Below are 21,185 nucleotides of genomic sequence, written 5' to 3'. Positions count from 1 at the left end.
GATGTACAGCCTTGAAGACTTGCTGCACCTGATGAGCCGTCTGCGTGACCCGCAGTTCGGCTGCCCGTGGGACATCAAGCAAACCTACGAAACCATCGTCCCGCACACCCTCGAGGAAGCCTACGAAGTCGCCGACGCCATCGAGCGCGGTGACTTCGATCACTTGCAGGGTGAGTTGGGGGATTTACTGTTCCAGGTGGTTTATTACAGCCAGTTGGCCCGGGAAGAAGGGCGCTTCGAATTCGCCGGCGTCATCGACAGCATCACCCGCAAATTGATTCGCCGTCATCCGCACGTGTTTCCTACCGGTGATTTGTACGCGCCGCTGGATGTCCCGCGGTTGAGTGAAGAACAGGTCAAGCAACGCTGGGAAGAGATCAAGGCCGAAGAGCGCGCCGAGAAATCATCCGCGCCTGAACAACTGTCTTTGCTCGATGACGTACCCGCCGCATTGCCGGCGTTGTCCCGTTCCGCGAAGTTGCAGAAGCGTGCAGGGCAGGTCGGTTTCGACTGGCCGGATGCCTTGCCGGTGCTCGACAAGGTTCGCGAAGAACTCGATGAAGTGCTCGAAGCCATGGCCGACAATGACTCGGCAGCGATTGCCGATGAAGTCGGTGATCTGTTGTTTTCCGTGGTCAATCTGGCGCGTCATCTCAAGGTCGATCCGGAAACTGCACTGCGTGGCGCCAACAGCAAGTTCGAAAGACGCTTCCGTTTTATCGAACAGGCATTGCGCGATACCCACCGTCCCATAGAAGATTGCACCCTCGAAGAGTTGGACGCCTTGTGGGGCGAAGCCAAACGTCAGGAAAAGAATTTGCCCAGCTGCGGTTGAGCAGTTGCCTAAGTGAGTAATAAGCACCATGAGCATTTCCCTTCGCGACCAGTTGCTCAAAGCAGGGCTGGTCAACCAGAAGCAGGCCAAACAGGTCGGCAAAGATAAGCAGAAGCAGCAGCGTCTGGCCCACAAAGGTCAGATCGAACTCGATGACTCCCAGCAGCGTGCCGCTCAGGAAGCCATGGCCGAGAAGGTCAAGCGCGACCAGGAGCTGAACCGTCAGCAGCAGGAGAAGGCAGAAGCCAAGGCCCGCGCCGCCCAGGTCAAGCAATTGATCGAAGTCTCGCGTCTGCCGAAGCTGACGACCGAGGACTACTACAACTTCGTCGACGACAAGAAGGTCAAGCGGATCTCGGTCAACTCGCTGATGCGCAACCAGCTCAGTAATGGTTTCCTGGCGATCGTGCACCACGCCGGCGGTTACGAAGTGATCCCCCGTGAGGCGGCCCTGAAGATCCAGGAGCGCGATCCACAGCGCATTGTGCAGCTGAATGTGAAGACCGACGAAGTCGCTGCCGAGGACGATCCGTACGCGGCCTATCAGATTCCTGATGATCTGATGTGGTAAAGCGTTAACGGCTGCAACAACGACAAACCCCGCTCATGGCGGGGTTTGTCGTTTTCAATGCTGTCATTTGCTTATGCGGATTGGAGCGCTCGTTGCTGCTCCAGTTTTTCCAGTTCTGCCTTGTAGCTGTGGGCGTCGGTCTCGGAATGGAACATCCCCACCAGCATGTCTTGTTGGTGCACGTCCCAGATCCGGATACCGGCGGCTACGCCTTCATGGGACCTATGTGAATCGTCGCGTTCAGTCACTTTTACAGTCATCTGCTAGCTCCAATCTCTGTTATCTGCAGCAAGGCGTGTGCAGGCCTCTGTTATATGTTTGGTTAGCTGGCTAAGTAAACGACTGAGTTTGGTAACGAATGTTTGTGAATTCGGTAAAAGTCTTGCAGCCCGCGGAATCCGCGACATTCGGTCGCAGTGCGTTGAGTTTTATGACAAAACCTTCATGTTCGCTGGGCAGTCCGGCGTACATAAAAACCTGTAGGAGCTGGCGAAGCCTGCGATCTTTTGATCTTGATTTTTGATCACCAAAGATCAAAAGATCGCAGGCTTCGCCAGCTCCTACAGTGCAAAAAAAAACGCCCCGAACCAGTCGGGGCGTTTTTTTGTGCAGTGAAGCGGCGGGGTATTACTTACCCTGCCAGCGCTTCAGTACCAGCGTGGCGTTGGTGCCGCCGAAGCCGAAGCTGTTGCTCATCACAGTGTTGATGGTGGCGTCTTCGCGAGTCTTGGTCAGGATCGGCATGTCAGCCACTTCCGGGTCCAGTTCGTCGATGTTGGCGGAACCCGCCATGAAGTTGCCTTCCATCATCAGCATGCAGTAGATCGCTTCGTGAACGCCGGCGGCGCCCAGGGAGTGACCCGACAAGCTCTTGGTGGAGCTGATGGCCGGAGCCTTGTCGCCGAACACTTCACGTACACCTTTCATCTCCGCGACGTCGCCGACCGGAGTCGAAGTGCCGTGGGTGTTCAGGTAGTCGATCGGAGCGTCAACGGTGGACATGGCCATCTGCATGCAGCGGATGGCGCCTTCGCCGCTTGGGGCAACCATGTCGTAGCCGTCGGAGGTCGCGCCGTAGCCAACGATTTCCGCGTAGATCTTCGCGCCGCGGGCCAGAGCGTGTTCCAGCTCTTCGACCACGACCATGCCGCCACCGCCGGCGATGACGAAACCGTCACGCTTGGCGTCGTAGGCACGGGAAGCTTTTTCCGGGGTTTCGTTGTACTGGCTGGACAGTGCGCCCATGGCGTCGAACAGGAACGATTGGCTCCAATGTTCTTCTTCACCGCCGCCGGCGAACACGATGTCCTGCTTGCCCATCTGGATCTGTTCCATGGCGGTACCGATGCAGTGAGCACTGGTGGCACAGGCAGAAGCGATGGAGTAGTTCAGGCCCTTGATCTTGAACGGCGTGGCCAGGCAAGCGGAAACGGTGCTGCTCATGGTCCGCGTTACACGGTATGGGCCAACGCGCTTCACGCCTTTCTCGCGCAGGATGTCCAGCGCTTCCATCTGGTTCAGCGTGGAGGCGCCACCGGAACCGGCGATCAGGCCGGTACGCGGGTTGGAGACTTGCTCATCGGTCAGACCGGAGTCGGTGATGGCGTCTTTCATGGCCAGGTAGGCGTAAGCCGCGGCATGGCCGACGAAGCGATAGATCTTGCGATCGATCAGCTCTTCGAGGGGAAGGTCAATGGAGCCGGAAACCTGGCTACGCAGACCCATTTCGGCATATTCCGGGTTGAACCGGATGCCAGGGCGGCTTGCACGCAGGTTAGCGGAGACGGTCTCTTTGTCATTGCCCAGGCACGAAACGATGCCCAGACCAGTGATAACGACGCGGCGCATGCGGATAACCCTTAGAAGTTTTCAGTGGAGGTGAACACGCCGACCCGGAGGCCTTCGGCGGTGTAGATTTCGCGGCCGTCGACACTGACCGAACCATCGGCGATGGCCAGGTTCAGCTTGCCCTTCAGCACGCGCTTGATCTGAATGTTATAGGTCACTTTCTTGGCGGTCGGCAGGACTTGGCCGAAGAATTTTACTTCGCCCGAACCCAGCGCACGGCCACGGCCCGGCAAACCTTGCCAGCCGAGGAAGAAACCGACCAGTTGCCACATGGCGTCGAGGCCCAGGCAGCCTGGCATCACCGGATCACCTTCGAAGTGGCAGGCGAAGAACCACAGGTCCGGAGTGATATCCAGCTCGGCGACCAATTCACCTTTGCCGTACTTGCCACCCTCTTCGCTGATATGGGTGATGCGATCCACCATCAGCATGTTGGGGGCGGGCAGTTGCGCGTTACCTGGGCCAAACAGCTCACCGCGACTGCAGCGCAGCAGGTCTTCCCGAGTAAAGGCGTTTTGTTTGGTCATGCGAGCTCCTCAATAATCCCATGCGGCAGGTGGGGCAAATCTTCCCGGCTGATCGAAGCGTTCATGCCTCGAATCAGCAGCCTACTCATAGACTATTGCGTTGTGGTGAAAGTCACAGCACCAAGGACATGAATGTACACTTGTGCACTGAAATTATTATTCAAGCCCCTTTTCGGGCCTGTTCGGGTGCCTAAGACTGCCGCACTTTCGCCTTTCACGCCAGTCGCAGATAGCCGAAAGGCCTGCACTACTGCACCCAACGCTGCAGAATTTGCTGCAGATCAGTGCGTTTGAAGGGCTTGGCCAGGTAATCGTTCATTCCCGCCGATAAACAGGCTTCACGGTCGCCCTGCAAGGCGTTGGCGGTCAGTGCGATGATCGGCACGTCAGCGCAGCCGGGCAATTGGCGAATCTGTCGGGTGGCTTCATAGCCATCGATGATGGGAAGTCGGCAGTCCATCAGAATGGCCTCGAAAATCAGACTCTCGGCGCTGCTCACCGCCTGCGCGCCATCGGTGGCGACGCTGACAGTAAAGCCCAGACTGCGCAACATTGCTTCGATGACCGTCTGGTTGACCGGATTGTCTTCCACCAGCAACACGTTTCGCCCTTCGCCATCACCGTTGCCAGTCAGTGTGCGCGGTGCCAGCACCGGCAGCGTCTTTTTGTAGAGTGCCAGCGGGATTTCCAGGGTGAACACCGAGCCGCGTCCTTCCTCGCTCTGGGCGCGTAACGTACCGCCCATGCGTTCCGCCAGGGTGCGAGCAATCGGCAGGCCCAGTCCGGTGCCACCGTAACGCCTCGAAATAGAACTGTCGGCCTGCTGGAAGGCGTTGAACATCAATTCCAGGCTTTCGGCCGAGATACCAATCCCGCTGTCGCGCACGGTGCAGGTGAACCACAGCAGTTCGTGATCCAGCGACTGCCATTGCGGTTCGATGCTGACACGGCCCCGTTCGGTGAATTTCAACGCATTGCCAATCAGGTTGACCAGGATCTGCCGGATGCGCGTCGGATCGCCCTGAACCTGCAATGCGCGCATGTCCTCGGGGATCAGTAGCGTCAGGTTTAACCCGCGTTGCACGGCGCTGTGCGTGAACGACTGGGCGCAACTGCCGATCAGGTCTGCAAGGTTGAACGGAATGTGCTCCAACTCCAGTTCCGAGCGCTCGATGCGCGAAAAATCGAGAATGTCGTTGATGACTTTGAGCAGGTGTTCGGTGGACTCCGAGGCGAGCGCCGCGTATTCGACCTGCTCCTCGGTCATCGCGGTGGTTTCCAGCAGTTGCAGCATGCCCAGCACGCCATTCATCGGCGTGCGCAGTTCGTGGCTCATCATCGCGAGGAAATCGGATTTGGCGTTGTTGGCCTTTTCTGCTTCCTCGCGCGTCTGAATCAACTGCGCCATCGCTTGATGCTGTTCGCGGCTGGCTTGTTCGAGGCCGTCGGCGAGGTTGTTGATGTGTTGTGACAGCGCGCCCAGTTCAGTGTCGTCGACGATCGGCAGCGGGGTTTTGTAGTCGCCGTCCTGAATCGCCTTGACCGCGTTGCTGATGTCGCGGATCGGTTGCGAGAGGCTGGCGGCCAGTCGCCGGGCCACCAAAAAAGTAAACAGCAGGGCGAACAGCGCCAGGATTCCGGCCTTGAACAGGATTTCCTGTTGACGCTGGCTGAAGGCGTCATTGGACAGGCCGACGATCACCCGTCCCAGGTAGTCCTCGGCAGGGGCCGTGTTGGCGACTTTGCTGCCCTGGAAGAAATCATTGTGCAGCGCGATCCGTTGCAGCCGCACCGGAGCCTGGAACACTTCAACCTGATGCGAGCGGTTGTGGGTTTCCGACGGCTGCTCGACGTACACCAGAATCCGGTTGGCGCTGTCCTGGACTTCCAGAAAGCGCACATTAGGCGTGGCCAGGGTGGCCTTGAGCAAACTGTCGAGCACCTCGTTGTTGCCCGAGATCACTCCGTATTCGGTGGCCGGTGCCAGTTGGTTGGCGATCAACTGCCCGGTGTGGTTGAGCTCCTGGCGCAAGTCCTGGATCCGCACGAAGGTGAAGAAACTGATCAACAGCAACGTCAGCAACAGGGCAGGGCCGAGGCTGATGATTTGTGTGCGGGTGTTGATGTCCCAACGGCGACGGAAGGTCATGGGCGCTTTTCTCCTTCGGCCAACTGTGTTGCGACAGAGGCTTCATTCATCTGTTCAATCCCTAATGAACGAGCCACTTGTGGGTTGCTTAAGACTTTGAAGTGTTGCGGGTAGTGCGTGCGTGGCCATGTGGCCGGTGGCCGATCGAGCAGTTCGTCGAGTATCGCCAGCCAATCGCTCTGATCGCTGTAGGTGCTGGCCAGGCTTCCCGCCCTGACAAACCCGGCGTTAGGACCGATCAGCGCCAGTTGCCGAGCATAGCTGCTGAGCAACAGGTTCTTCGCGGTTTTCGGGTTGTACAGATCGGGATCATCAAGGCCCAGCAACACGTCGCTGTTTTTCAGCAAGGTCTGCAGCGGCCGGCTGTCGTTGGTGTTATCCCAGCGCTCGGTGACCACCTCAAGGCCCAGGGAGTGGGCGGCCTGATGCAGTTCTTTCAAGAGGAATTCGCTGTGGCTGTCGAAGAGCACGCCGACCCGTTTGACCTGAGGCAAGAGCAGTTGGGTCAGGCGCAATTGTCGCTCCAGGGGCGGGTCGCTCCAGAGCAGGCTGAGGCGCGGGGGCAGGGTGGCGCCCAGATGCTGACGGGCTTGCAGGCGGCTGATGCGCAGCACCAGCGTTGCCGGGCCTTGCGCGTCTTGCAGGCGCCAGTCGAGGCTCGGCAGGTCGAGCAGAATCAAACGGGTGCTGGCGGGCAGCTTGCCAGGCGCCGGCAGACTGGCCAGTGCCTGGAAACGCACGCTGTCGGCCGGCCGCAATTCGCTCAGGGCCTGGGTGAAGGATTGCATGCCCGGGCTGTCCTCGGCGCCGGTCAGCAGAATGTCCGCGGCGGTGGCCTCCAGGCTGCTCAACAGCCCGGCAAACACCAGGCACAACCCGGCCAGCAGGCGGCCAAGGATTGGCGTCTTGCGTGACGGGCGATGCAGCATCCTAGAACGCCAGCTCCGCGCTGAAGTAAAGCACCCGGCGCTCGTCGTAGTTATTGTCGACGAAGGTCGTGGGCTGGCTGTCGAGGCGTTGCTGGAGCACACCGGCCAATTCCAGGCTGGCCTTGCCCAGGCCGATGCGTTTGGCGATGCGCGTGTCGACCCGTTCGAAGCGGTAACCGTTCAGGGCATCGTCACCATAGTAGAAGAGCGCACTGTTCCAGCCATGACCCCAGTTGCGCAGCCAACCGGCGGAACCGCTGTTTCGAGCCGTCTGTTGCGCATCCTGCGGGTTGCTCGCCTCGGCGTCGACGTAGGCATACGTCAGGCGCAGGCGGTCGGCGCTGCTGATTCGCCAGTCGAGCTGGGTTTCGGTCCCGGTAAAGCGCGAGCTGTTCGAGTTGCTGGCGATGTACTGATTATTGCGCAGCGGTTCGCTGATCATTCCGGTGATTTCGTCGTAGAACAGCTTCACATCGACCGCCAGTCCCCACTCGGCAAAGTAGCCGTTGTAGCCCAGTTCCCGGGAGCGCATGTGTTCCTGTTCGAGGTCGCCGGGGCCACGGGTCTTGACGAAATAACGGGCACTGGACTGGCCATAGGCACTGGGTCGCAGGTTCTTCACCTGATAACTCCAGTTGACGTTGTTCTCGAACATGTCCGGCGAGCGGATGGCTTCCGAGTACACCGCCCGCAGGCCATGGCGCGGGTTGATCAGGTAGTTGACCGCCACCCGCGGGGTGAGCGAACTGCCAATCAAGTGCGTGTCTTCGAACATCGCTCCGCCCTGCAGCAACCAATGCTCGGTGGCGCGCCACTCGAGTTGGCCGAACGCCCGCCAAGTGGTGTCGTCCAGGGTGCCATTGAAGTAAGTCTCGGAATCTGCCCGGTCGTAACGATAATTCATGCCGCTGACTAGCCGCAGACTATCGGACAGGCTGAGGGTGTCCTGCACTTCCAGGTCGTAGCGTGTTTCCCGGGTGCTCTGGTCAATATCGCCGCAGAGGGTTTGTCGGGCGCCGTTTCGCCATTGGTCCAGCACTTGATTGGCCAGTGCTCGCTGGGCCGGGTCACCGGCTGGCGCGCCGGGGCCGGTATAGCGCTCCATGTTGCGCGCCAGGCGTTCGGTGTAATTGGGGTTGAGCTGCCAGAGCTCAGTCAATTGGGGGCTGAACGAAACCTCGGCATCGCAGGCACGCCAGGTTTGCTGACGATCCCAGTGCTGCGCCGAGCCCTGGATATAAAGGCTGTGCTCGGGATTGATGTCGAGGTTCCAGCGCAGCGAGCCGGCGTAGTCCTTGGCGATGACGTCGGAATTGTCCCCGGCAGCAGTAATCCCCGAGAAGACCGGGCGGTAGGTATACGGCCGCTGGTTGCTTCCGTCCTTGGCATTCAATTGCCAGTCGATGCTCTGGTTTTCAGTGAGCGTCTGGCTGACCGCGAGGTTGAAGCGATTCAAGCGGCGGCTGTCACGGTAATCGGCACCGTTACGGTCCGAGTCGAAGCCGTCGTCTTGTTGACCGGACAGTGACAGGCGCAGGTCGCCGCCGTCCCAGCCCACACCCTGGCTGGCGTAAAAGTCGTCGATGCCTCGCTGCCCACGGGTGACTTTCAGCCGCGTGCCGTGGCTGTCGGCCGGGTTGCGCGTGATGATGTTGACCACCGCCATCAGCGCATTGGCGCCATAGCTGACGGTGTTCGGGCCGCGGAAAACTTCGATGCGTTCGATGTCTTCCATGGCCACCGGAATGTCACTCCAGTCCACCGTGGCCAGGCCTGCGCGGTACACCGAGCGGCCATCGATCAACACTTGCAGGCGTCGCGCTTCGGTCGCGTTGGTGCCGTGATAGTTCACCGCCGCCTGGTTACCGCTGATGTTGCCCACCATCATCCCCGGCACCAGTCGCAGCAACTCGCTGATGTCCCGGGCGCCACTGGCGTTGATCAGTTCGCTGTCGATCACCGTCATACTTCCCGGCACCGCGGCCGGCGACTGCTTGAGCCGCGTCGCGGTCAACACTTGCGGCAGCGGCTCGCTGTCGAGGAACAAGTCGTCGGCGAGTAATGGCGAGCTGAAAATCAGCGCCAGTACCAGCGGCGAGCGAGGTGATGGGGAACCAAACGACACAACACATCCTTGATAGCGAACAACTGGCGCGCATGTTAACCGAGCGCAATGACTTTTCCAGTCACGTTGTGGGCATTTTCCTCGGTTTTCTTGGTCTTCTTCCTACAAGTGTCGGTAATTGATACGGGGGCTGGCCGCCACTGGGCCGCTCCGTATAATGCCGTCATCGCCACTGGTATGGATTAACGGATTGCATATGACTGAACAGCGCCCAATTGCGGTCCTGGGAGGCGGAAGTTTTGGTACCGCCGTGGCTAATCTGCTGGCCGAGAACGGGCATCAGGTGCGGCAGTGGATGCGTGACCCTGAACAGGCCGAGGCCATTCGGGTCAATCGCGAGAACCCGCGTTACCTCAAGGGCATCAAGATTCTTCCGGCCGTCGAGCCTGTCACGGACTTGCTGGCCACCCTGGAAGCTTGCGACCTGTGCTTCGTCGCGCTGCCGTCCAGCGCGCTGCGCTCGGTGCTGGCACCTCACGCCGCACGTTTGAGCGGCAAGCTGCTGGTGAGCCTGACCAAAGGCATCGAAGCCCACACCTTCAAACTCATGAGCGAAATCCTCGAAGAGATCGCCCCGCAAGCGCGTATCGGCGTGCTGTCCGGGCCGAACCTGGCCCGAGAAATCGCCGAACACGCGCTGACCGCCACGGTGGTCGCCAGCGAAGACGAAGAACTCTGCCAGCGGGTCCAGGAGGCGTTGCATGGCCGGACCTTTCGCGTGTACGCCAGCGCCGACCGCTTCGGCGTGGAGTTGGGTGGCGCGTTGAAAAACGTCTACGCAATCATCGCCGGCATGGCGGTGGCGCTGGGCATGGGCGAAAACACCAAGAGCATGCTGATCACCCGGGCGTTGGCGGAAATGACCCGTTTTGCGGTGAATCAGGGCGCCAACCCGATGACCTTCCTCGGTTTGGCGGGCGTCGGCGATCTGATCGTCACCTGCTCGTCGCCGAAAAGCCGTAACTACCAGGTTGGGTTTGCCCTCGGCCAGGGCTTGAGCCTGGAAGACGCCGTGACGCGGCTGGGCGAAGTCGCCGAAGGGGTCAACACCCTCAAGGTGCTCAAGGCCAAGGCCCAGGAGGTGGGCGTGTATATGCCACTGGTCGCCGGGCTCCATGCCATCCTGTTTGAAGGGCGCACGCTGGAGCAGGTGATCGGTCTATTGATGCGTGCGGAACCGAAAACCGATGTCGATTTCATTTCCACCAGTGGTTTCAACTGAGCACTCAATTGACAGGGGCAGGGAGCGAGACATGAACGATCCGAAAGAAGAAGCCAAGTACGAATCCATCCTGCTGCGGGTGTTGTGGATGATCGTCTACGTGCTGGTCTGGCAAGTGGCGCAATTCATCCTCGGCGCCGTGGTGCTGGTGCAGTTGATCTACCGTTTGATCTATGGCGCCCCAAGCGCCAGCCTGATGAATTTCGGCGACAGCCTGAGCCAGTTTCTGGCGCAGATCGGTCGTTTCGGCAGTTTCCACAGCGACCAGAAACCTTGGCCGTTCGCCGACTGGCCAACGCCGCGTACACCGGAAGGTGAAGCGCCGCACGTCGTGGCGCCGGCACCACACCCGGCCCGAGATGAGGAGCCCAAGCTATGAAACTCTGGATACTGCGTCATGGTGAAGCCGAGCCACACGGGAAACGTCCTGATTCCGAGCGGGCACTGACGGCCCACGGTCGTGAAGAGGTGCTGCGCACTGCCGCCGAGTTGATCGGCCAGCCGCTCACCGCGATCTATGCCAGTCCTTTCCTGCGAGCGCAGGAGACCGCGATGCTGATACGTGAAGCCCTGGGCTTCCAACCTGAGATTCGCACCGTCGAGTGGCTGACCCCCGACAACCGCCCGCAAGCGGTGGCCGAGCAGTTGGTGTCTGTGGATTGCGCGCTGCTGGTCAGCCATAACCCACTGGTGGGCAACCTGCTGGGTTACCTTCAGCACGGCCATGTGCAAGACCCGGAAGCGGTCCCCACCGCCGGCCTTGCCGAACTGGAAGGCGAAGGGCCGCTGGCCGGCGCAATGAAGCTCAAAGGCATCAAACACCCCTAAAAGCAAAAGATCGCAGCCTTCGGCAGCTCCTGCATGGATTGTGTACACCTGTAGGAGCTGCCGAAGGCTGCGATCTTTTGATCTTGTTTTTGCCGACAAATAATTAACCGAGCAACTGCTTGGTTGACTACGCTTGCTCCAGACCAAAAATAAAGGAGCGAGTCGCATGCCTGCTGCTTTTAGTTTGCCGCTGGACGTTTTCTACGAGCGTGAAGCGCGCCATCCCCGCCAGCGCTTTTTGGTCCAGCCCACGGGCGGCGGGCAAGTCGAGACGCTGACCTGGGAAGACGTCGGGCATCAGGCCCGTTGCGCGGCACACTGGCTGCGCGCGCGCGAACTGCCCCAAGGCAGCCACATCGCCCTGATCTCGAAAAACTGCGCGCACTGGATCATCGCCGACCTGGCGATCTGGATGGCCGGCCATGTGTCGGTGCCGCTCTACCCGAACCTCACCGCCGAGACCGTGGCCCAAGTCCTTGAACACTCCGAAGCGGCGCTGGTGTTCATCGGCAAACTCGATGACTGGCCTGGCATGTCTCGCGGGGTCAACGCTGATCTGCCGACGATCAGCCTGCCGTTGCATCCGCCCGGTACGTTCGATTTCAGCTGGGCCGATCTGCAAAAAAGCTCACCGATCCAGGACGATCCCAAGCCGTCCGCCGACCAGTTGGCGACCATCATTTACACCTCCGGCACCACCGGCATGCCCAAAGGCGTGATGCACAGCTTTGCCAATCTGGGGTTTGCCACCACGCGCGGGACGCAGTTGTTCGGCCTGAATGAGTCCGATCGGCTGCTGTCCTACCTGCCGCTGTGCCATGTCGCCGAGCGGATGTTCGTCGAGCTGGCGTCGATCTACACCGGGCAAACGGTATTTTTTGCCGAGAGCCTGGACACCTTCCTCACCGATTTGCGTCGTGCACGACCGACCGCGCTGTTTGGCGTGCCGAGGATCTGGACCAAATTCCAGATGGGCGTGTACAGCAAGATCCTGGCAAAGCGTCTGGACTTCCTGCTCGGTCTGCCGATCATCGGCAAGCGGGTCGGGCACAAAGTCCTCGTCGGGCTCGGGCTGGATGCCTTGCGCATCGCCTTGTCCGGCGCCGCACCAGTGCCGCAGACCTTGCTGCTGTGGTACCGCAAACTGGGCCTGGATGTGCTGGAGGTCTACGGCATGACCGAAAGCTGTGGCTATTCGCACATTGGCCTGCCGGGCCAGAACAAACCCGGCTGGATCGGCAAGCCATGCCCGGAGGTTGAGGTGCGGATCGCCGAGTCGGGCGAGGTGATGGTGCGCAGCGGTGCGACCATGCTCGGGTATTTCAAGGAGCCTGAGAAAACCGCCGAAACCATCACCGAGGACGGCTTCCTGCGCACCGGCGACAAGGGCGAGGAAGACGCCGAAGGTAATCTGCGCCTGACCGGGCGCCTGAAAGAGATTTTCAAGACCAGCAAAGGCAAATACGTCGCCCCGGCACCGATCGAAAATCGGCTGGCGGTGCATTCGCGCATCGAGCAAGTGTGCGTGGTCGGCGATGGCCTGAGTGCGCCGCTGGGGTTGTGCGTGCTCTCGGCGGTCGGTCAGCAGGACGCCAGCGGAACGGCGCGCGCAGGGCTGCATTCAAGCCTGGAAAAATTGCTGGAGGAGGTTAATGGCGCGCTCGACAAACACGAACGCTTGCATCGATTGGTGGTGGTCAAGGACAGTTGGGCGGTGGAAAACGGCTTCCTGACACCGACCCTGAAGATCAAACGCAACGTGATCGAAGCCACCTACGGCGCCCGGTTCGAAGAATGGAGCGAGCGCAGCGAAGCGGTGCTGTGGCAGGATTGAGCCACGAATAAAACCAACCAAGGAAAGCAACGATGAGTCTGTGGCGCACCACTCCCAACGTCGAGCGGCTGAACGCAATCCAGAAAAACACCATCGGCGAAGTGCTGGATATTCGCTTCGAAGCCTTCGACGAAGAGTCCCTGACCGCGAGCATGGTCATCGACCACCGCACTCACCAGCCTTACGGCTTGCTGCACGGCGGCGCCTCGGTGGTGCTGGCCGAAACCGTCGGCTCGATGGCCAGTTACCTGTGCATCGATGCCAGCAAGTTTTACTGCGTAGGCCTGGAAATCAACGCTAACCATTTGCGCGGCTTGCGCAGTGGACGGGTCACGGCGGTGGCCAAGCCGATTCACATTGGCCGCACGACGCATGTCTGGGATATCCGTTTGACCAGCGATGAAGGCAAGGCCAGTTGTGTGTCGCGGTTGACCATGGCGGTGGTGCCGTTGGGGCAAACACCGCCGGCTCGTTGAAATTCATCGGGCCGGCGGCAATGAGACATCGGTGTGGAGCCTCAACTTTTCGGGCGTGTCTGTTGGTAGCTGTATTTCTGCGGTTTCAATCGGACAGAGTTTGGAACCAGTACCTGAGGACGATAGAGGCTATTCATCAACGTATCGGCAGGCACTTCGTAGAGGGTGTCTCCCGCATCCTCGGCATAGGTCAAGACATCAATCATGACGTTGAGCCCCATCCCGCGAATCATGTCATCGCCCACAAACATCGCCCCATGACGTTGAGTGTCTTCATCTTCGTTGTCCCTCAAAGCGAAGTCTCTTCCGTATGCATGGGCATCTTTTACCCAGGCAGGGGCTCCCTTGGGTCTGCTTGTTGGGAGAATGATATCGAGACTCTGAAGCAGGGAGTATTGCGCCTGACCACTTTCCTGCAACGTCGAAAAAGGAGTTCTGTAGCGTTTATCGCCGAATCGACTGCTGGGTTTGGCAGGCTCTCTTTGGGCTTCCAGTGAAAAGAAAACGAAATCGTCGGTTCCCAGTGAGGTCAAATCGCCCTCAGCTGTATTGTTTTCATTGAAAATCACCTGACGTTCGATAAGTTGTTTTCTGGAATAGAGCTCGACCACATCATTTTTGCGAAGATCCTGGTCGGAAAAATGGACGAGATGGAAGGGGCTTTTACTGAATTCATCGATAAAAAGTGTCTCGGCGGACTCGAGTTCGATTGATTCACCCAGCCGATATTCAAGCTGCCTGATGTTTTTCCTGGACTGCTGCTGGAAGGTAGTCAGGCCATCTTCTAGACTATCAAGCTGCTGCCATGCACTCCCTTGGCTCAACATATGATTGAAGGCTTCGATAGCCTGTTGAGGGTTGCGGCCATCAGGGTCGAAAAGGGTCACAGGATTGCTTCGGACAAACAGATAAAGATTCAGACCATCGACGGTTCCGGCAGGATCCGGGTTGAGCCAGCGTTGCCACCACGGCGAGTAGTACCTGGCACCGTAGTAATACAGGCCGGTAGCATCTCGTTCCTTGCCGCTGTAGCGAATAGTGTTGTAGCTGGCTTCAATTTTGTCGTTTCCGGCCCACCATGCAGTCCCACCGTACGGATAGTAACTTTCCAGGCTGATCAGCTGTGCCTGATCATTCAACAGCAGGGCGCTGGAACCCAGGTGATCATTCAGGCTGTAGTGATATTGATTCTGGGCAACGGCTGATGGCCCGCCTTCTTCCCAATGCAGAACTTGCACTGTGCACCGTCCGGCCTGCACCGAAATAACGTGCAGGACTTCATCAGCCGACGTGCGGATTTCCAGCCCTGGTAAATATCGCGTCTCGTGCGTACGGGTTAACGTGCCGGTGGAGGCGATGCGGATTTTCCGTTGACGCTGACCGGCCTTGTCATAAATGTAGAACTCGGTGTCATTCGGAGCGTCTTCGCGTACCACCTGATCGACTTGCTGCAGACGGTTATTCAGATTCCAGGCCAGATTCTGACTTGGCTGCAGCACCTTCTTATTGCCATTGGCATCGAATCCGGCGGCTATTTCATTCTCGGTGGGTAATTCGCCATTGTCCTTCTGTGGCAGGCCCCGGTTGCTGTATTTGGAGATGCCGATGCGCTGCGTCTGACTGCGGCTGGCAGCGCTGTGAATCAGCTCGGTCAGGTTGCCACTGGTGTCGTACGCGTAGGTCTGGCAGTAGTTTTCCAGTTGCCCGGGGTCAGGTGGTGACTCGAAGTCTGGCAGTTGTGGGCTGATCTGGCTGTTGACCCGTTGCCAACCCTTTGCTTCTATCAGTTGATACAACGTGTCGTAGGTAAAGGTGCGGGTCGATTCGACTTTCTGGTTGCGAAAGAAACGGGTGCGTTGGGCCGCATCATTGATGCTGAGAACGTTGCCGACCCGGTCATAGCTGTAACTGAAGTGTTGCAGCAGTGGTTTGCCGGGAAGTCGGCTCTTGAGCTCAAGTAAACGGCCGTCGAGTGGGCAGTAACAAGCTTCGCTGATCACGCCATTGCCGGCAGTCTGCCGGTCAATGTTGCCAAAAGCGTTGTAGTCAATGGCGCTCAGCAGTGACGTTTCCTGCGTTTGCGCGGCGAGTTTCAGGCTTATTTCGCTAAGTTGACCGGCGACATTCAGGTGCGAGAACTGGACGTTACCCTGTGCATCTTCCTGGCTGATCGCGAATCCCAGGGTGTCGTAGTGGTTGCCGGTGGTCGCGCCGCCACCTGCTTCGTTCAACAGGTTTCTTTCGGCTTGATCATTGGGCCAGTCTGGTTCGTCCAGTTTTTCGAGAAAATGTCGGGTCTGCGAGCTGATTCCACCGGTCAGCGCGAAGGCAGTGAAATGCACAGTTCCGGCACCGTCATCCTGACGGATCAGCCGACTGCATTGATTGAGAGAAGCAGATTCCGCAGTCGCGTCACCATAGGTGTAAAAGGCATTGGTTCTTGCGGGTTTGCCTGGAGCCTGCTCAACAGTTTTGACCGGGCGGAGCAACAGGTCGTATTCGGTCCGGACCTGAGTGAGCAGACTGTCCCAGCTCATGAGGTTTTGACCGGCAACGCCGAACAAGACCAGCCGGCTTCCCGCGTCCACGCTATCACTGCATAGGGGAGTGTCCGTGAGGCTGAACACTGTCTTCAGGTTTGGCCGGGCACCCGGTTCTGTCTCAAGCAGTTTGAACAGGCGAGGGTCGCGGCTGAGCGTGTGACGGCCAGCGGCATCGTAGGATTGGCGATAAACCCGAGGCTCTGGTGTCTTGCCAGGCACGTTGCGGTAGTAGGACACGGTGGCAACGTTGAGCCCTCGCGGATCCTTCACGGCGACTGCCGGGGTTTGTGCGTGCATTAAAGTAGTACTCCCTGAAGAGCGTCGGAACAGGTGCAGTTATTCTCGGTTGCTCTTGTGGTGTCAACTGTCAGAAATAACAGGTGCGCTGAGCAAAAACGTATAGCCGCGGCGCGACTGTCATCATTCCTGGCACTTACGGTCATTGCTGTAGGCTCCGGTCTTACGGACAATCAACCCCTGTTCTAGCTCATGGATCGACCGGTATGTCGCAGCAGATATTTTTCGCCCACGCCAACGGTTTCCCCTCGGGCACCTACGGCAAGTTGTTTGCGGCGCTGGCGCCCGAGTATCAGGTGACGCATCTTGAGCAGCACGCCCACGACCCGCGTTTTCCGGCGGACGACAACTGGTACAACCTGGTGGACGAGCTGATTCATCACCTCAAGCAGCAACCGGAACCGGTGTGGGGCGTCGGTCATTCCTTCGGTGGCGTGCTGCACCTGCACGCGGCGTTGCGGTGCCCCGAGCTCTATCGCGGCGTGGTGATGCTCGATTCGCCGGTGCTGACCCGTGCCGATCAATGGGTGATCCGTGCGGCCAAACGCTTTGGTTTCATCGATCGCCTGACCCCGGCCGGCCGTACGTTGGGGCGGCGCGAAGAGTTCGCCGATCTGGAAGCGGCCCGGCTGTATTTCGCCGGTAAAACCCTGTTTCGCGGCTTTGATCCGGAATGTTTCGACGCCTACCTGCAACATGGTTTGCACAAGGTCGGCGATACGCTGCGTCTGCGCTTCGACCCGGCCACGGAAATCAGCATCTACCGCGGCGTGCCGCACACCAGCCCTGGCCGCGCACGTCAGTTGAAAGTGCCGCTGGCCGTCGTTCGAGGGCGCAAGAGCCGCGTGGTGATGCGTCATCACGCAAGCGCTGTGGGGCGTATGCCGTTAGGCGAGTCTCTGACCGTGCCCGGCGGCCACATGTTTCCCCTCGAGCGTCCCCAGGACACAGCCACGCTGCTGAAAAATCTGTTCAGCCGATGGGAAGGTCGCCGCCAACAGGATTGCGCATGAGCAACGTCGTTGAAGAAGTTCGTCTGAGCCTGCCGCACATCGAGCTGGCAGCGCACATGTTCGGCCCCGAAGACGGCCTGCCGGTGATCGCTTTACACGGCTGGCTGGACAACGCCAACAGCTTTGCCCGACTGGCGCCGAAGCTCAAAGGCTTGCGCATCATTGCGCTGGACATGGCCGGTCACGGTCATTCCGGGCATCGGCCGACCGGTGCCGGTTACGCGCTGTGGGACTACGCCCATGACGTGCTGCAAGTCGCCGAGCAACTGGGCTGGAAACGCTTCGCGCTGCTGGGGCATTCCATGGGCGCGATAGTTTCGCTGGTGCTGGCCGGTTCGTTGCCGGAGCGAGTGACCCATCTGGCGTTGATCGACGGCATCATTCCTCCTACGGACAAAGGCGAAAACGCTGCCGAACGGATGGGCATGGCCCTGCAAGCGCAGCTGGAATTGCGGGAGAAGCGCAAACCGGTCTACAACACGCTCGACCGGGCCATCGAGGCGCGCATGAAAGGCTTGGTAGCGGTCAGTCGCGAAGCCGCGCAACTACTGGCCCAACGTGGATTGATGCCGGTGTCGGGTGGTTATACCTGGCGCACCGATAACCGCCTCACGTTACCGTCGCCGCTGCGTCTGACCACCGAACAGGCGATGGCCTTCGTCCAGCGGGTCAGTTGTCCGGCAAAACTGGTGGTGGCTGCCGACGGCATGCTCGCCAAACATCCCGAGTTGCTGGAACGTCTACCCTTTAGCCGTGAACAGCTGCCTGGCGGCCATCATTTGCACCTGAATGACGAACCCGGCGCCGACCTTGTCGCAGACTGTTTCAATCGGTTCTTCGCCGTTCCTTGACTTGCGCCGGGCAACTGTCGAGGCTGGGCGGGTTGAAATGGGAGACAACCATGATAGATCTCTACACCGCTGCGACCCCGAATGGCCACAAGGTCTCTATCGTGCTCGAGGAACTCAGCCTGCCCTACACGGTGCACGCCCTGAGTTTCGACAAAAAGGAACAGAAGTCCAAGGACTTCCTCAAGATCAATCCCAATGGCCGGATTCCGGCGATTGTCGACCGCGCCAACGGCGATTTTGCCGTGTTCGAATCCGGCGCCATCCTGATTTACCTCGCTGAACTGAGCGGCAAACTGCTGCCCAAAGACCCCAAGGGGCGCTCGGTCGTGTTGCAATGGTTGATGTTCCAGATGGGTGGGATCGGCCCGATGCAAGGCCAAACCAACGTGTTTTTCCGTTATTTCCCGGAGAAACTCCAGGGCGCCATCGACCGTTATCAGCATGAAACCCGTCGCCTCTATGAAGTGCTCGACACGCGTCTGCAAGCCGTAGAGTTCCTTGCGGGCGAGTACAGCATTGCCGACATCGCTACTTTTCCGTGGGTTCGTGGCCACGAGTGGTCGGGTGTCGAGGTCGATGGTTTGCCGGCCTTGCAGCGCTGGATGGCGACCATGGAGGCGCGTCCGGCGGTGCAGCGTGGTTTGCTGGTTCCCGAGCGCATCGATGATGCCAGTGTCGTCAAGGGCGCCCAGGCCATGCTGATCCGATGAGTCTATCCATGCGTTCACTCAGTCTGCTGGCGCTGTGTTGTTTCAGTCCCGTGTTGTTTGCCGCCGATGTTCCGGGCAGTCAGGACCTGCTGATCGTGCCGCGTATGGCCGATGCGCAGATCGTCGACTATCGTCCGGTCGCCGAACTTGAGCGGATCTATCCACTGGGTTCGATCCGCAAGATCAGCGGTCAGTTGCGTTTCGACGGTCAGGTCAGCGCCCGGGGGCAAACCACCTCGGTGACCTACGAACTGCCGCCGGAACATTCCTCCACCGATGCCTTTACTGCTGCTCGTGAAGCCCTTCAGAAACAGGGCGCCGAGCTGCTGTTCTGGTGCCAGGCGCGTGATTGCGGCGAAAGCAGCCTGTGGGCCAATGAAGTCTTCAGCAACGCCAAGCTCTATGGCGCTGATGATCAGCAGGCGTATCTGCTGTTGCGTTTGGCGGCGCCACAAGACAACACGCTGGTAGCGCTTTACAGCATCACTCGCGGCAATCGCAAAGCCTATCTGCATGTCGAACAGTTCGACGCCGCTGCGCCGCTGGGTGATTTGCTACCGACGTCTGCAACCTTGCTTCGGGAACTCAAAAGCACAGGTGAGCTCGATTTTCCCAATCTGGCCGGCGATCCTGACGATGCCTGGCTGCGCTTGATCTCCCGTGGATTGAATCTGGACACCACGTTGCGGGTCAGTGTTTCCGGGCCGAAGGCCGAAGCCTGGCGTCAGGCACTGATCGGGCAGGGTGTGCGTACCGCCAGGATGGAAGCCGGCAGTGTCGAGGGCGCAGGCTTGCACATCGAACTGTTGCGATAAGCTTTATCAGGCGAACGTGCAAGCCGCGTTCGCCTACTCTTTTGCGGGCTGACTTTTTCGAGATTTAGATGATCAATAACGATCGGCTGTTGGTGCAGATCCTGCTCCTGGTGCTGTTTGGCGCGAGCTTCTGGGTGATGGCGCCGTTCTGGTCGGCGCTGTTCTGGGGCGCGGTGCTGGCGTTTGCCAGTTGGCCGCTGATGCGTTTGCTGACGCGTTGGCTCAATGGCCGCGAATCGCTGGCGGCGGCATTGCTGACGCTGGGCTGGATGTTGCTGGTGGCGGTACCGTTGGTGTGGCTGGGGTTCAACCTCGCGGACCATGTGCGCGATGCCACGGCGTTCATCAAGGATGTGCAAGTCGATGGGCTGCCGGAAGCGCCGACCTGGCTGGGCAGCGTGCCCTTGGTCGGCGAGCGGCTGGTGGGGATCTGGAACAGCATCGATCAGCAGGGCGCGGCGATGATGCTGGCGGTCAAACCGTATCTGGGCCAAGTCGGCAATTGGTTGCTGGCGCGCAGTGCGCAGATTGGCGGCGGGATTCTCGAGCTGACGTTGAGTATCGTCTTCGTGTTCTTTTTCTACCGTGACGGGCCGCGTCTGGCGGCGTTTGTTCATGGGCTGCTGGAACGGCTGATTGGTGACCGTGCCGGGTATTACATTGAATTGGTGGCGGGCACGGTGCAGCGGGTGGTGAACGGTGTGATCGGGACGGCGGCGGCCCAGGCGATTCTGGCGTTGATCGGGTTCTTGATTGCCGGTGTTCCCGGGGCGCTGGTGCTGGGGATTGTTACGTTTTTGCTGAGCCTGATTCCGATGGGGCCGCCACTGGTGTGGGTTCCGGCCACGGCGTGGCTGGCCTGGAAGGGTGAGTACGGGATGGCGGTGTTTCTCGGGATTTGGGGGACATTCATCATCAGTGGCGTCGACAACGTACTCAAGCCGTACCTGATCAGCCGGGGCGGCAATTTGCCGTTGGTGATTGTCCTGCTCGGGGTGTTTGGCGGGTTGATTGCCTTTGGGTTTATTGGTTTGTTCATCGGCCCGACATTGTTGGCGGTGGCCTACAGCCTGCTGACCGACTGGAGCAAGAGCCAGGCTCGGGTTGACGATCGCCGGCCCTGAGGTTTTTGGTTGAAGCTTAGGGCCCCTTCGCGAGCAGGCTCGCTCCCACATTGATTTTGTATCGATAACAAGTTATGTGATCAATGCAGATCAACTGTGGGAGCGAGCCTGCTCGCGAAGCTTTTGACTTAAGTGGCCACATTCAGGTACTTGCCCACGGTCGCCACGTTGTCGAGCGAGTACTGCTTGCTCAGGTTGGCGATCATTTTGTTCAGAGCTTCGGTCACGTTCGACTGATCGGTGGAGCTGTTCGTGTTTCGCTCACGGCCGGCTTGCAACGCCGCACCGCGCCGTCGCTGTTGCTGTCGAGTTTGGCGAGCAGTTCTTTCTGAAATTGTTGACTGCGGGCGGTGTTGGTCGTGGTGCTGTTGGTGCTGGTATAGCTCGTGTAACTGCTGACGCTAGCGATCATTGCGCTCACTCCTTGGAATGGATAACCGGTGGGTGCACCGGCTTATGCAGCCTCAAGGGGCAAGTTGTCGTGGGTA

At 59.4% G+C, this 21,185-nt stretch carries 19 protein-coding genes and 1 pseudogene; 12 read left to right on the top strand and 8 right to left on the bottom strand.

Annotated elements, in window-relative coordinates; all coding sequences use genetic code 11:
* Window position 1: 1 nt before the first annotated feature.
* The gene (gene mazG, locus ACYZTX_RS23170; protein ID WP_282375766.1) at window positions 2–835 is read left to right on the top strand and encodes a nucleoside triphosphate pyrophosphohydrolase; all 834 of its coding nucleotides are present in this window, start codon (window positions 2–4) and stop codon (window positions 833–835) included.
* Between the two features lie 28 nt (window positions 836–863).
* A complete protein-coding gene (locus ACYZTX_RS23165; RefSeq protein WP_462036004.1) occupies window positions 864–1,406 on the top strand; it encodes a DUF2058 domain-containing protein in 543 nt (180 codons plus the stop codon).
* Between the two features lie 71 nt (window positions 1,407–1,477).
* On the opposite strand, the gene ACYZTX_RS23160 is transcribed toward ACYZTX_RS23165, so the two are convergent.
* From ACYZTX_RS23160 to ACYZTX_RS23135, 6 genes are all read right to left on the bottom strand, one after another.
* Window positions 1,478–1,666, bottom strand: a complete 189-nt coding sequence (locus tag ACYZTX_RS23160; RefSeq protein WP_462036003.1) for a hypothetical protein — start codon at window positions 1,664–1,666, stop codon at window positions 1,478–1,480.
* Between the two features lie 367 nt (window positions 1,667–2,033).
* A complete protein-coding gene (gene fabB / locus ACYZTX_RS23155; protein WP_461975890.1) occupies window positions 2,034–3,254 on the bottom strand; it encodes a beta-ketoacyl-ACP synthase I in 1,221 nt (406 codons plus the stop codon).
* An 11-nt stretch (window positions 3,255–3,265) separates the two neighbouring features.
* On the bottom strand, window positions 3,266–3,781 hold the full coding sequence (gene fabA / locus ACYZTX_RS23150; RefSeq protein WP_042560484.1) for a 3-hydroxyacyl-[acyl-carrier-protein] dehydratase FabA: 516 nt from the start codon (window positions 3,779–3,781) through the stop codon (window positions 3,266–3,268).
* A gap of 247 nt (window positions 3,782–4,028) precedes the next feature.
* Window positions 4,029–5,930: an ATP-binding protein gene (locus ACYZTX_RS23145; protein ID WP_462036002.1), complete on the bottom strand. Its 1,902-nt coding sequence runs from the start codon at window positions 5,928–5,930 to the stop codon at window positions 4,029–4,031.
* Complete coding sequence (locus ACYZTX_RS23140) at window positions 5,927–6,859, bottom strand: ABC transporter substrate-binding protein (RefSeq protein ID WP_462036001.1); 933 nt, start codon at window positions 6,857–6,859, stop codon at window positions 5,927–5,929. The genes ACYZTX_RS23145 and ACYZTX_RS23140 overlap by 4 nt, the downstream gene beginning before the upstream one ends.
* A gap of 1 nt (window position 6,860) precedes the next feature.
* Window positions 6,861–8,984, bottom strand: coding sequence for a TonB-dependent receptor plug domain-containing protein (locus tag ACYZTX_RS23135; protein WP_462036000.1), 2,124 nt, complete (start codon window positions 8,982–8,984; stop codon window positions 6,861–6,863).
* A gap of 196 nt (window positions 8,985–9,180) precedes the next feature.
* Between ACYZTX_RS23135 and ACYZTX_RS23130 the strand changes: the two genes are divergently transcribed.
* The 5 genes from ACYZTX_RS23130 (at window position 9,181) to ACYZTX_RS23110 (ending at window position 13,344) form a co-directional block, all read left to right on the top strand.
* Window positions 9,181–10,206, top strand: a complete 1,026-nt coding sequence (locus ACYZTX_RS23130) for an NAD(P)H-dependent glycerol-3-phosphate dehydrogenase (RefSeq protein WP_282375661.1) — start codon at window positions 9,181–9,183, stop codon at window positions 10,204–10,206.
* Window positions 10,207–10,237: 31 nt separating this feature from the next.
* Window positions 10,238–10,585, top strand: coding sequence for a DUF4389 domain-containing protein (locus tag ACYZTX_RS23125; RefSeq protein ID WP_462031833.1), 348 nt, complete (start codon window positions 10,238–10,240; stop codon window positions 10,583–10,585).
* Window positions 10,582–11,034 (top strand): phosphohistidine phosphatase SixA, encoded by a 453-nt coding sequence (sixA, locus tag ACYZTX_RS23120; RefSeq protein ID WP_462035999.1) that lies wholly within the window; start codon window positions 10,582–10,584, stop codon window positions 11,032–11,034. Before ACYZTX_RS23125 ends, sixA begins: the two co-directional genes overlap by 4 nt.
* 166 nt (window positions 11,035–11,200) lie before the next feature.
* Window positions 11,201–12,868 (top strand): AMP-binding protein, encoded by a 1,668-nt coding sequence (locus tag ACYZTX_RS23115; protein ID WP_462035998.1) that lies wholly within the window; start codon window positions 11,201–11,203, stop codon window positions 12,866–12,868.
* A gap of 32 nt (window positions 12,869–12,900) precedes the next feature.
* The gene (locus tag ACYZTX_RS23110) at window positions 12,901–13,344 is read left to right on the top strand and encodes a hotdog fold thioesterase (protein WP_462035997.1); all 444 of its coding nucleotides are present in this window, start codon (window positions 12,901–12,903) and stop codon (window positions 13,342–13,344) included.
* 41 nt (window positions 13,345–13,385) lie between these two features.
* Here the strand turns inward: ACYZTX_RS23110 and ACYZTX_RS23105 are convergent, their stop codons facing one another.
* Window positions 13,386–16,184 carry an RHS repeat-associated core domain-containing protein gene (locus tag ACYZTX_RS23105; protein WP_462035996.1) on the bottom strand — a complete coding sequence of 933 codons (2,799 nt, stop codon included), beginning with the start codon at window positions 16,182–16,184 and terminating at the stop codon, window positions 13,386–13,388.
* 206 nt (window positions 16,185–16,390) lie between these two features.
* Between ACYZTX_RS23105 and ACYZTX_RS23100 the strand changes: the two genes are divergently transcribed.
* The 5 genes from ACYZTX_RS23100 (at window position 16,391) to ACYZTX_RS23080 (ending at window position 20,697) form a co-directional block, all read left to right on the top strand.
* Window positions 16,391–17,197, top strand: a complete 807-nt coding sequence (locus ACYZTX_RS23100) for an alpha/beta fold hydrolase (protein WP_462035995.1) — start codon at window positions 16,391–16,393, stop codon at window positions 17,195–17,197.
* A complete protein-coding gene (locus ACYZTX_RS23095; RefSeq protein WP_462035994.1) occupies window positions 17,194–18,048 on the top strand; it encodes an alpha/beta hydrolase in 855 nt (284 codons plus the stop codon). Before ACYZTX_RS23100 ends, ACYZTX_RS23095 begins: the two co-directional genes overlap by 4 nt.
* A 50-nt stretch (window positions 18,049–18,098) precedes the next feature.
* The gene (locus tag ACYZTX_RS23090; protein ID WP_462035993.1) at window positions 18,099–18,758 is read left to right on the top strand and encodes a glutathione S-transferase family protein; all 660 of its coding nucleotides are present in this window, start codon (window positions 18,099–18,101) and stop codon (window positions 18,756–18,758) included.
* Window positions 18,759–18,766: 8 nt separating this feature from the next.
* Window positions 18,767–19,573, top strand: a complete 807-nt coding sequence (locus ACYZTX_RS23085) for a DUF4892 domain-containing protein (RefSeq protein ID WP_462035992.1) — start codon at window positions 18,767–18,769, stop codon at window positions 19,571–19,573.
* Between the two features lie 68 nt (window positions 19,574–19,641).
* Window positions 19,642–20,697, top strand: coding sequence for an AI-2E family transporter (locus ACYZTX_RS23080; protein WP_462035991.1), 1,056 nt, complete (start codon window positions 19,642–19,644; stop codon window positions 20,695–20,697).
* A gap of 128 nt (window positions 20,698–20,825) precedes the next feature.
* Here the strand turns inward: ACYZTX_RS23080 and ACYZTX_RS23075 are convergent.
* Window positions 20,826–21,094 (bottom strand): annotated as a pseudogene (locus tag ACYZTX_RS23075) (histidine kinase); the annotation flags it as partial.
* Between the last annotated feature and the right edge of the window lie 91 nt (window positions 21,095–21,185).

Source organism: Pseudomonas sp. MDT1-17, assembly GCF_054898105.1.
Note: the sequence above shows the minus strand (reverse complement) of the source record. Positions and strands in the feature narration are given on the sequence as shown.